6 protein-coding genes are annotated in these 12,633 nt (G+C 40.5%); all 6 read left to right on the top strand.

What is annotated here, in order from left to right:
- Positions 1 to 72: 72 nt before the first annotated feature.
- The 6 genes from HNW13_RS05755 to HNW13_RS05780 all read left to right on the top strand — a co-directional run bounded on the left by HNW13_RS05755 (position 73) and on the right by HNW13_RS05780 (position 12,631).
- Entirely contained in the window at positions 73 to 288 is a 216-nt protein-coding gene (locus HNW13_RS05755; RefSeq protein WP_162023284.1) for a DUF2835 domain-containing protein, read from the top strand.
- A gap of 315 nt (positions 289 to 603) precedes the next feature.
- Positions 604 to 2,652 carry a DUF1302 domain-containing protein gene (locus HNW13_RS05760; protein WP_162023283.1) on the top strand — a complete coding sequence of 683 codons (2,049 nt, stop codon included), beginning with the start codon at positions 604 to 606 and terminating at the stop codon, positions 2,650 to 2,652.
- Positions 2,653 to 2,665: 13 nt separating this feature from the next.
- Complete coding sequence (locus HNW13_RS05765; RefSeq protein ID WP_101086985.1) at positions 2,666 to 4,030, top strand: DUF1329 domain-containing protein; 1,365 nt, start codon at positions 2,666 to 2,668, stop codon at positions 4,028 to 4,030.
- 58 nt (positions 4,031 to 4,088) lie between these two features.
- On the top strand, positions 4,089 to 5,099 hold the full coding sequence (locus tag HNW13_RS05770; protein ID WP_192115043.1) for a YCF48-related protein: 1,011 nt from the start codon (positions 4,089 to 4,091) through the stop codon (positions 5,097 to 5,099).
- Positions 5,100 to 5,148: 49 nt separating this feature from the next.
- Entirely contained in the window at positions 5,149 to 7,455 is a 2,307-nt protein-coding gene (locus HNW13_RS05775) for an MMPL family transporter (RefSeq protein ID WP_192115042.1), read from the top strand.
- 328 nt (positions 7,456 to 7,783) lie between these two features.
- The gene (locus HNW13_RS05780) at positions 7,784 to 12,631 is read left to right on the top strand and encodes an NAD-glutamate dehydrogenase (protein ID WP_192115041.1); all 4,848 of its coding nucleotides are present in this window, start codon (positions 7,784 to 7,786) and stop codon (positions 12,629 to 12,631) included.
- Positions 12,632 to 12,633: the final 2 nt, after the last annotated feature.

Below are 12,633 nucleotides of genomic sequence, written 5' to 3' on the forward strand. Positions count from 1 at the left end.
ATCTAGTATGAATAGTTAGACTGTTTAGTATGTTAAAAAGGAGAGCTTGCTCTCCTTTTTATGGAGTAAATTATGGAGTTATTATTTTCTCTTAACGTAAGTTATGAAGCATTTCTACCATATTACCAAGGACTTGCAGAGAAAGTGCAAGTAAGAGATCACCACGGTCGTGTGTTGCACATCAATGGTAAGTATTTTAGACCTTATTTAACCCCTCAAGGTATTCAAGGACAGTTCAAATTAGTCCTTAACCAAGATGGGAATTTCAAATCACTTAATAAATTATAGAGTATTTACTTCAAACGTTTGATTGATTAGTGGTGTGTGAAGTAGCACCCCGTTAATATATATAAGTCTATGAAAATAAACTTTTTTCGTTAATGGTTAAATGACTGTAATTATATCGTCTGTGTTAATTCAAATATAGGCTGGTTTTATTTTGTCGTTTTTACCCCGACATCGTTAATTTTCTTAAACATTTTCTTTTTTTTGACCTTGCTCAATATAGTTAAATGCTGTAACAATGGTGTTGCCTGTGGGCTAACAAGATGTTGGTTAAATTCCTATAACAACTAATCCAACAGGTTACGGAGATGAACTAAAATGAATATTGTTAAAAAAAGATTTAACAAGTCGGCTCTCGCTTTGGGGGTGGTGTCGGCATTATGTTTGGGGATGAGCACTTCAGCCTCAGCCGTTTCTTTTGATTGGGGTGATGTACGAGGTACATTTGACTCAACTTGGACTGCCGGTGCGAGTTGGCGTGTGTCAGACCGCGATTGGAATAATCAAATCGGAAAGGTAAACCAACCACAATTCGATTGGTCTGGTTATTCGGCATTTGGTGGTGCGTTTGGATCAACCAAATATACCTCAACAGAAATTTGGACTCAGCCTGGTTCTTATTCAAGCAACAATGACTTAAGTAATTTGTTGTATGCGCAAGGTGATACTACTTCTGAGATTGTTAAAGGTCTTCACGAGTTATCACTGAAGTACGAAAATTACGGTATCTTTTTACGCGGTATGTATTTTTACGATCGCAAATTAAATGATGGTGATTATGGCTTTAACGATCCATTAACCGGAAAAGAATTTGATCCTTGTGAAGATAACAAAGCATCAGAAGTGCAATGTAAAGACATTCGCTTATTAGATGCATTTGTTTACGGTAACTGGGACTTAAATGACGGTGCTAACCCATTAAGTGTTCGCGTGGGTAACCAAGTCGTTTCATGGGGCGAAAGCACCTTGATTTCTCACGGTATTGCTGAAATCAATGCTGTAGACTTAAATATTCTTAATGCACCAGGTGCGGAGCTCAAAGAAGCATTCCGTCCACAAGGCATGGTTTGGGCATCGTTAGGTTTATCTGAAAACTTAAACCTAGAAGCATTCTATCAGTACGATTGGCAGCCAATTTGGATCCCTACACCGGGGTCAAACTTTGCAACCAATGATTTTGCTGGATATGGTGGCTACAACCAAAATGCACAATTGGGTTTCAACTCCAATCCAGATATCAACCAAGATTTCCTTATTTCAGAATATTCACGTTTATATGAAGCTGCAGCCGCTACTGGGTTTAACTCAGCATATGCCGCTTACATGACTGCTTATTCAACTAAGGTTGCTTTGGTTCAAGATGCTGCAGATCCTAGTGATGATGGTCAATTTGGCGTTAAATTAGGCTATTACTCTCCAGAACTGGGCGAAACTGAGTTTGGTTTTTATTACATGAATTACCACAGTCGTCGTCCAATTATTAGTGGTACTGCCTCTAACTTTACTGCAGAAGCTATTGGTCGTGATTATGGCCGTTTAGCACAAAGTGGTGGGAACATTGACCGCGAACTTTTGTTAAGTATGGAAACCTTTACCAAATCGCAAATTGTATATCCTGAAGATATCCAGTTGTATGGTTTTAGTTTTAACACTTTGGTAGGCGATACTTCTGTTGCTGGTGAAATTTCTCATCGTGTTGATGAGCCATTGCAAATTGACGACGTTGAATTACTTTTCTTAGCGATGCCTCAGCAGCTCGCTAATGCGGGTCTTCGTCCTGATTTAGATGGTATTTCACAAATGGATAATGTGGAGCCTGGCTCAAACGCTGAGGGATATATACTTACCGATACGACTCAAGCACAGGTAACCTTTACCCACTTATTCGGCCCGACATTAGGTTTAGATAATCTAACCATGCTTGCTGAAGTCGGTGGTGTGTGGATTCATGATATGCCTGGTTTTGACGAATTACGTCTAAACGGTCCAGGAACAGCTCGTTCTGGTGGTAACCCAGAAATGACTGGTATTATTGCCGCATTGCATAATGGTCCTGAAACCAATCCATTCCCAACAGATTTTGCGTGGGGTTATCGTTTAGTAGCGAAAGCTGACTTTAACAATGTGTTTGCTGGTGTGAACATGTACCCAAGAGTGATTTTCTCTCATGACGTTGATGGCATTACACCGGATCCAATGTTCTTATTCACCGAAGGCAGAAAATCTGTCGCTTTGGGTGTGAACTTTGATTATCAAAGTCGTTGGGGCGCAGATATTTCTTACAACAGCTTCTTTGGTGGCGTAGGAACAACAAATGCGATGACAGACAGAGATTACATCTCTTTCAACGTCAAGTATTCGATTTAGAAGGATAATTATAATGAAGAAACTGACGATATTATCGGCAGCAGTGATGCTAGCACTAAGTGCACCTGCTGCGCTGGCGAAAGTATCACAAGCTGATGCAGACAAATTGGGTACAACATTAACCCCTATGGGTGCAGAAAAAGCGGCTAATGCCGATGGTTCAATTCCTGTTTGGAGTGGTGGTATTAGCAAACCTATAGCCGGTTACACTAAGGGTATGCATCATCCAGATCCTTTCCCAACTGACAAAGTGCTATTTACGATCACTAATGAAAATAAAGCCCAGTATGCTGAGTTTTTAACCCCGGGTCAGAAACAATTATTTGAAGTATATCCAGATACTTACAAAATGAATGTCTATGAAAGTCGCCGTACTGCAGCCGTACCTCAATATGTTTATGATGCGACTAAAGCCAATGCCGTTAGAGCTGAGTTAGTTTCACAAGGTAACGGTATTACTGGGGCGACCATTGGTGTGCCATTTCCAATCCCTGCTAACGGTTTAGAAGTGATTTGGAATCATATTTTACGTTATCGTGGTGTTGATGTAGAAACCTATCGTAGCCAAGCTGCGCCGATGTCTAATGGTTCTTACACTTTGGTTGAAAACGCTGAGGAAATTCGTTTTGAATATTCTCGTCCAGAGGTGACATTAGAGAAACTTAAAGAAACAAATACATTGTTTTACTTTAAACAAGTTGTGACTCAACCAGCACGACTTGCTGGTACAGCATTACTTGTAAAAGAAACCATGGATCAAGAGGCTCTTCCACGCCAAGCTTGGACTTATAACACTGGACAACGCCGAGTTCGTAAAGCGCCTAACGTAGCTTTTGATACACCTGGTACTGTGTCTGATGGGTTAAGAACAACAGATGATTTCGATATGTTTAACGGCTCTCCAATGCGTTATAACTGGGAATTAGTCGGTAAGAAAGAGATTTACATTCCATACAATGATTATCGTTTACATTCAGATGCGTTGAAATATGACCAAATTTTAAAACCTGGCCATATTAACCCTGAATATCCACGTTATGAAAAACATCGCGTATGGGAAGTCAAAGCGACGTTAAAAGAAGGCATGCGTCATACATATAAAACTCGTGTGTTTTATATTGATGAAGATTCATGGCAAGTTGCAGTAACTGATATATATGATAATCGCGATGAGCTTTATCGTGTTGGTGTCGCTCATCTTATCAACTATTATGAAGTGCCTGCGCTTTGGAGTACCTTAGAAGTGTTCCATGATCTTCAATCTCGCCGTTATTTAGCAATGGGTCTAGACAACGAAGGTCGCATGTATAATTTTGATGCATCGCTTTCTGAAGCTAACTTTACCCCAGACGCCCTAAGACGTGCCGGTATTCGTTAACAAGCCATAAATAAAATGGGGCGCGGTTGCGCCCCTATAAATTGTAAAGGAAGTTTGTATGACGTTTAGCATGCTTCGCAGTGCAGTGGCGATTGGGATTAGTGCATGTTTATATACTACTTCAGTAGATGCTCAACTCGATCCACTCTCTGTTCAGATTCAACCCCTAGCTCAATCCTCTTTATTGCTTGATATTGCTAATGCTGGTGACAAACTTGTCGCGGTAGGCCAACGCGGTAATGTGTTGCTTTTGGACAATAATCAATGGCACCAAGTCGCGACCCCTGTATTGTCTCAATTAACCAAAGTGTTTTTTTTCGACGACAAACAAGGTTGGGCTGTCGGCCATGATGCCACCATCATCCACACTCAAGATGGTGGATTAACGTGGTCGGTGCAGATGCAATCTGCTGAAATAGAGAAACCTTTTCTAGATATTCGTTTTTATAGTCCCGTTGATGGTATTGCGGTGGGCGCTTATGGATTATTTTATCGCACCGCTGATGGCGGTAAAACATGGCAACAAGAATTTCATCAAGAATTATTATTTGAAGAAGATATTGCCTATTTAAATGAACTTAAAGCAGAAGATGAAGCATTGTATTTATCTGAGCGAGCTTCATTATTACCCCATTTCAACCGTTTAATTCGCCTGAAAGATAAACGATTGTTGCTTGTGGGTGAGCTTGGCTTGGTCGCGGTATCGAGTGATAACGGCCAAATATTTTCGAAAACTAACTTTGATTATGATGGTTCAATGTTTAATGCCATTGAAGTTGGCGAAGATGTTTATGTCATGGGCTTACGTGGTCATGTGTTTAAGTCAGACTTAACGCTATCCGCATGGCAAGAAGTTAATTTACCTGTCCAATCATCAATTAATAGCGCACTTATTACCGCTAGTAATGACCTATACCTGGTGGGAAATGCTGGGATTGTGTTGTCAGTAGATGATGATAAAGCAACAATTGTTGCCAGACGCCAAGGTGAAAATATAGTGGCAATTGCTAAAGACAGTAAAGGCCAGTTATGGTTTGCCGGTTCTAAGGGACTGTTCCAGCTTGATTAACCTTTTGGTTAAACTGGACAATTAAAACAACAATAATAGGGCCGAAAAGATGTTAGAAAAACTGGTCAATGGATTTGAATCTCATTTATTCCGCAATCGAAAATGGGTCATCATTTCGTTTATTTTTATTACTTTTTTCTTAGGGTATCAAGCCAGCCAATTAAAAATGGATGCTGCTTTTAGTAAAAATATCCCACTCAATCATTCGTACATGCAAACGTATACCAAACATCAAAAAGATTTTGGTGGTGCTAACAGTATTATGGTGGCGGTAGAAGATACCAGTGGCAATATATTTAACCCGGTATTTTTTGATGCGCTCAAAAATGTGCACGATCAATTATTTTTTATTCCGGGTGTAGAACGTTCTCAGGTTAAGTCGTTATTCTCACCTTCAACTCGTTTTACCGAAGTCGTAGAAGACGGCTTTGCCGGTGGTCCGGTGATCCCCGCTGATTTTAGTAATGATGATTACGGTCTTAAAATCGTTCGCGATAACATTGAAAAAGCTGGCATTGTAGGCCGACTTATCGGTAATGATTACACCTCTGCCATGGTGTCTGCGCAGTTAATGGAGTTTGACCCTCAAACGGGTGAGGCTATTGATACTATTGCGTTTGCAAATCAATTAGAGCAAGAGCTTCGTGGCAAGTTTGAAAACGATAAGATTAAAATTCATATTATCGGTTTTGCAAAAATGGCTGGTGATGTTGCTGAGGGCGCTAAAGGCGTACTGCTGTTCTTTTTAATCGCTATTGCGATTACTGCTGTAATGGTATACCTATTTTCAAAATCGATAGTGCTAACCGTCTTGCCACTAGTGTGTAGTTTGGTTGCAGTATTTTGGCAATTAGGATTATTAACCGTGGTTGGCTTTGGTTTGGACCCAATGTCGATTTTAGTGCCGTTTTTAGTGTTTGCTATTGGTGTTAGTCACGGGGTACAGATGATCAATGCTGTACGTCGTCGTGTGCTTGATGGCCAAACAACTAAAGCCGCTGCAGCGTCCGCATTTCGTAGCTTATTAGTGCCCGGTGGTGTTGCATTATTATCTGATACGGTTGGTTTTTTAACCTTACTGTCAATTGATATTGGTATTATTCGTGAGTTGGCTATTTCTGCATCGTTAGGTGTCGCGGTTATTATTTTAACCAATCTGATTTTACTACCATTGGTGATTTCATATTTTGAATTACCGAGTAAGCAAGACAGTCTTGAAAAACGTCAAAAAATTGAAAATATTTGGCGTGGTTTGTCTAAATTTGCGACCCCTAAATATGCCATTGTCGTATTGATTTCGACTGCGATACTTTACGCGGTTGGTTTTCAACAAGCGTCCAAAATGCAAATTGGTGATTTACAGGGCGGGGCGCCTGCACTGCATCAAGACTCTCGTTATAACCAAGACACTTTCTTTATCACTAAACATTTTTCAATTACAACTGATGTAATGTCTGTGATTGTAGAAGCTACACCAGAAGCCTGTACTTATCATTCATTGTTATCTCAGATAGATCAGTTCGAATGGATGATGGCAAATACACCTGGGGTAGAGTCAACGGCAAGCTTGGCATCTATTGCTAAGAAAGTGAATGCAGGATTTAACGAAGGTAACCCTAAGTGGGAGATTTTACCGCGTACCACCGCGAGTTTAGTCCAAGCCGTTGGCCAAGTACCGACAACATCTGGTTTGCTCAATAGTAATTGCTCGGTTATGCCTGTGTACTTGTTCTTAAAAGATCACAAAGCTGAAACCATCGAGGTGGTTGTAGACAAAGTTAAAGCGGTTGCCGCACAACTTAACTCTGACACTTTGCAATTTAAGCTAGCATCAGGTCCTGTTGGTGTCATGGCCGCCACAAATGAAGCCGTGAGCGAAGCTCAGCTACCAATGATGCTATATGTATATGGCGCTGTGTTTGTACTGTGTTTAATTAGCTTTAAGTCACTCAAAGCGACGATTGCGGTAATTATTCCACTTTATGTGGTATCAACATTAGCGCAAGCATTAATGACCTTGCTTGATATTGGTTTAGCGGTGAGTACCTTACCGGTGATTGCATTAGGTGTGGGTATCGGCGTTGATTACGGGATTTATATCTTGTCGACGATGTCCAATAAACTCAGTAATGGCATGCCGGTGCAACAAGCGTATTTCGAAGCTCTCGTTGAACGTGGTAGTGCGGTTATCTTTACCGGCCTAACGTTAGCCATTGGAGTGAGCACTTGGTTCTTCTCAGACCTTAAATTCCAAATGGATATGGGAATTTTGCTGACATTTATGTTTTTAGTGAATATGTTGGGAGCAATTATTATTCTACCCGCACTTTCAGCGATGTTTTGGCGAAAAAAGTAACTAAAACATGTAATTAAATAAAAAAGGGAGCTTAGCTCCCTTTTTTATTTTGCATAGTTACTCTATGCAAACGACTTAAATGTCATTTTAAACGCTAATCTATGCTGCCGACTGGATTTATAGAGGATGTACCACTAAAATTTTCCTCGATATAGCAGCAATTTAGTAATAAACTTTGCACAAGATCTCAAATATGAGTTTCTTTTGTTAAACGAAAAACAGTTATTTACGTGCTACACACAAAATGACTCGGACCGACACAATCAACAAGCCGAAGCATCCATATAATGATAAGAGCGCTGCCATAGACGCTTAAGGAATCTGCAACATGGCCTTGAAAGATGCAATGCCTTCAGTACTACTGGAAAATGTAGTCAATTTAATTCACACAAAAATCCCTCATTCTCAAGCCAAACAAGTTGAGCAATTTGCCAATTGCCTCTACGCCCATATGTCAAAAGACGATCTCAATGCTCGTAATGACAGTGATTTATATGGTGCTGTAGTGAGCCTTTGGAATGCGCTGAATAAAACGGCCCAGGATCAAACCCACATCCGTGTATTTAATCCTAGCCAAGCAAAACATGGCTGGCAGTCAACTCACAGCATTATTGAGGTTATCCAACTTGATATGCCTTTCTTGGTTGACTCGCTCTCAATGGCGTTAAATCGAATGGGCATCACTGCCCATGTGATGTTACATACGCCATTAGCCGTTGTACGTGGTAATAACAACAATGTGTCAGATGTGTCATTTGTTAATGACACATCTGATAACAGCAATAATGTTGCTGTATTCTTGGTCGAAATTGATAAACAAAATAGTGATGCTGACATTAAAGCGATTGAAAAAGAAATTCAATCTGTACTTGCTGATGTTTCAGCGTCGGTCAATGATTGGCAATTAATGTCAGATACATTAACCGAGACTATTAAGCAATTACCTTCACGTCCATTCCCTGGTGATAAAACGGAATTGAAAGAGTCAGTTGATTTTTTAAACTACTTGAACAACCATCATTTCACTTTGCTTGGCTATCGTTATTACGATTTAAAACGTGTTGAAGGTGATGTTGAGCTTGTTCCTAATATTGAATCTAGCTTAGGGCTAATGAACCGTTCAAAAACCTCACACAGTGAGCGTGGTTTATTACTTTCAAGTTTATCTGATTCAGCCCGTAAAGAGGCATTAGATGAAAGCTTACTTGTTCTCACCAAGAGCTCTGCTAAAAGTCGTGTACATCGTCCGGCTTATGTAGATTATATTGGTGTTAAACGTTTCGATAAAAAAGGCAACGTAATCGGTGAAGATCGCTTCATTGGTTTATATGCTTCAAATCTTTATAACCGTAGCCCACGCGAAATTCCATTATTGGGCGAAAAGGTTCAGCGGATTCTTGATAATTCTGGGCTAACTCCGCGCTCGCATGATTATAAAGCGTTGATGAACATTCTTGAAAACTTACCTCGTGATGAGCTAATTCAAGCTAAAGATCCTGAGCTATCAAACATAGCTCATGGTGTTTTGGAAATGCAAGATCGCGATAAGTTAAAGCTGTTTGTGCGTAAAGACGGTTATGGTCGTTTCTTGTCGTGTTTAGTGTATGTGTCTAAAGACCGCTACAACACTAAGTTACGCCAAGACACTCAACGCATTTTGGCACAACATTTCCAAAGTAATGAAGATGTTGAGTTCACCACGTATTTTTCTGAGTCTACTCTGGCTCGCACTCACTATATTATCAAAGTTGATAATAACAATATGGATGTTGATGTGGCCGCCATTGAAAAAAATCTTATTGAAGCCGCTCGCTCGTGGGATGACAAACTGCACACAGCATTAAACAATGCCGTTGGTGAACAAGCTGGAACAGGACTGACAAAGCGTTATTTAAATGCGTTCCCACCTAGCTATAAAGATGATGTGTTACCAAGTTCTGCTGTGGTTGATATGCAGCATTTAGAAGCTTTGGATGATGATCACAAGTTAGGCATGTTGTTCTATCAGCCACAAGAGTCGGCGTTAAATGACAATAAAGTTCGCTTAAAACTGTTTCATAAAGACGAGCCAATTCATTTGTCTGATGTTTTGCCAATGCTAGAAAACTTTGGCTTACGCGTGATCAATGAACGTCCGTACGAAGTGAAAACCAATGATGGCGCGACATTCTGGATTTTAGATTTCTTAATGACAGTGCAAGGCGCTGCCACAGAGAATCTAGCCGACAGTCAAGACCGTTTCCAAACGGCCTTATTGCAAGTGTGGCAGAAGAAGTTAGAAGATGACGGCTTTAACCGCATGGTACTGTCAACAGGCCTCAGTGGTCGTGAAGTGTCTATTTTGCGTGCTTATGCTAAGTATATGCGTCAAATTGATGCAACATTCAGTCAGTCGTACATCGAAGAAACGTTTAGCCGTTATCCTAAATTAGCGGACTTATTGGTGAAAATGTTCATCCGTAAGTTTAACCCTAAACTAAAAACGCGCACCTTAAGTAAGTTCCTTGAACAGGTGAACATACAACTTGATGACGTTTCAAGCTTAGATGATGACCGTATTATTCGTCGTTACTTAGATTTAATTAACGCCACATTACGAACTAACTTCTATCAAACTGCTATTGGCGGAAAAGCGAAAGACTATATCTCGTTTAAATTTGCACCGAGCTTAATCCCAGAAATGCCTAAGCCGATGCCTAAGTTTGAGATTTTCGTGTATTCGCCTCGTGTTGAAGGTGTGCATTTACGCGGTGGTAAAGTGGCCCGTGGTGGTTTACGTTGGTCTGATCGTCGTGAAGACTTCCGTACCGAAGTACTCGGTTTAGTAAAAGCACAACAAGTTAAAAACACCGTGATTGTGCCTGTAGGCGCAAAAGGTGGTTTTGTGTGTAAGCAACTGCCGACAGAAGGTGGCCGCGAAGCATTATTCACTGAAGGGCAAGAATGTTACCGTATCTTTATCCGTGCGTTATTAGATATTTCAGACAACATTGTTAATGGTGAAGTGGTTCCACCCGCAGATGTTGTACGTCACGATGAAGACGATCCATATTTGGTTGTTGCTGCTGACAAAGGCACGGCAACATTCTCAGATATTGCTAATGCGATTGCGATTGAATATAACTTCTGGTTAGGCGATGCGTTTGCTTCTGGTGGTAGTAACGGTTATGACCACAAGAAAATGGGTATTACTGCACGCGGTGCATGGGAGTCGGTTAAACGCCATTTCCGTGAAATTGGTGTAGATTGCCAAACGACTCCATTTAGTTGTGTTGCGATTGGCGACATGGCTGGTGACGTATTTGGTAACGGTATGCTGTTATCTGAGCAAACTCAATTGGTCGCTGCATTTAACCATATGCACATCTTTATTGACCCTACGCCCAAAATTGCAGAAAGCTATGCTGAGCGTCAGCGTTTATTTGTACTGCCACGCTCAAGCTGGGAAGACTATAACGCTAAACTGATTTCTAAAGGCGGCGGGATATTCTTACGCTCTGCTAAGTCAATTAAATTGACACCAGAAATCAAGAAAATGTTGGACACTGACAAAGACACCATGAACCCAACTGAACTGATGAAAGAACTACTGAAAATGCCAGTAGACTTGATTTGGAATGGTGGTATTGGTACCTACGTTAAGTCGAGCAAAGAATCGCATGCTGAAGTAGGCGACCGTGCCAACGACACCTTACGTGTTAATGGTAAAGAAGTACGTGCAAAAATCATCGGTGAAGGCGGTAACTTAGGTTGCACTCAATTAGGCCGTATTGAATACTGCGCTAATGGCGGCCGTATGAATACCGACTTCGTCGATAACGTTGGCGGTGTAGATTGTTCAGATAACGAAGTTAACATCAAAATCTTCTTAAACACGTTAGTGGCAGAAGGTGAGTTAACCGTTAAACAGCGTAACCGTTTACTTGAAGACATGACTGACGAAGTCAGTGAAATTGTGATTAAAGATTGTAAAGATCAAACCCGTACGATTTCGGTTACCCAAGTACATGGTGTGTCACAGCTTAAAGAGCAAATTCGTTTTATTCAGTATCTTGAAAAAGACGGTAAACTTGACCGCGCACTTGAGTTCTTACCAACTGATGACGATCTTGCCGAACGTTTAGCCAATGGCCGTGCTTTAACTCGTCCTGAGTTATCGGTATTAGTTGCTTACGCTAAAATGGTACTTAAAGAACAGCTCGTGACACCTGAAATCACTGAAGATGCATTTTTAAGCAAGTTATTAGTGGCTTATTTCCCTAAAAAGTTACAAGCAAAATACGCTGATAAAATGACCGCACATCCTCTACGTGGTGAAATTATTGCTACATCATTAGCTAATGAATTAGTTAATGATATGGGCTTTAATTTTGTACAACGTATGCAAGATGAGACCGGTGCAACAGTTGCTGAAGCGGCTATTAGTTATACTATGGCCCGAGAGATCTTTGGTCTTGATGAGTTAACCGCTTCTATTACTGAGTTAAATGGTGTTATTCCGGCACATGTGCAGGGTGAAATGCTACATCTGTTACGTCGTAATATGCGTCGAGCATGTCGTTGGTTTATTCGTCATCGCAATCGTGCTCATGATATTGATCAAACAGTGGCATTCTTTAAGCCTGTATTTGAACAGCTTAAAGCTAACGTTGACCAGTATATGATTGAAGCTGAAGTTAAAGTGATTTCTGCTGAAATTACTACTCTAGTAAAAGAAAATGTCCCTAAAGCAGTTGCACTAATTGTCGCTAAAATGAGTACATTATTCTCTGCGTTAGACATTGCACAAATTGCTCAAATCGAGAATAAGTCAGTTGATCTGGTATCAGAAACTTACTTCAAACTCGGTGCAAAAGTTGAATTACATTGGTTCTTAGAACAAATCAATGCTCAACCTGTAGCAAACCATTGGCAAGCACTTGCTCGTGCGGCATTCAGAGAAGAACTTGATTGGCAACAACGAGCATTAAGTTCTGCAGTATTACGTACTTGTACAGATACTTGTGATGCAGATAGTGTTATTAATCAATGGATTACATTAAACAAACCATTGCTTGAAAGATGGTATCACATGCTAGCCGACTTCAAGGTTTCTCAAACCCATGAATTTGCTAAGTTCTCAGTCGCCTTAAGAGAACTGAACTTGCTGATTTTGCATTGCGAAGGTCAGAAGTAGTT

This window comes from Shewanella sp. BF02_Schw (genome assembly GCF_014596695.2).
Taxonomy (GTDB): Bacteria; Pseudomonadota; Gammaproteobacteria; order Enterobacterales; family Shewanellaceae; genus Shewanella.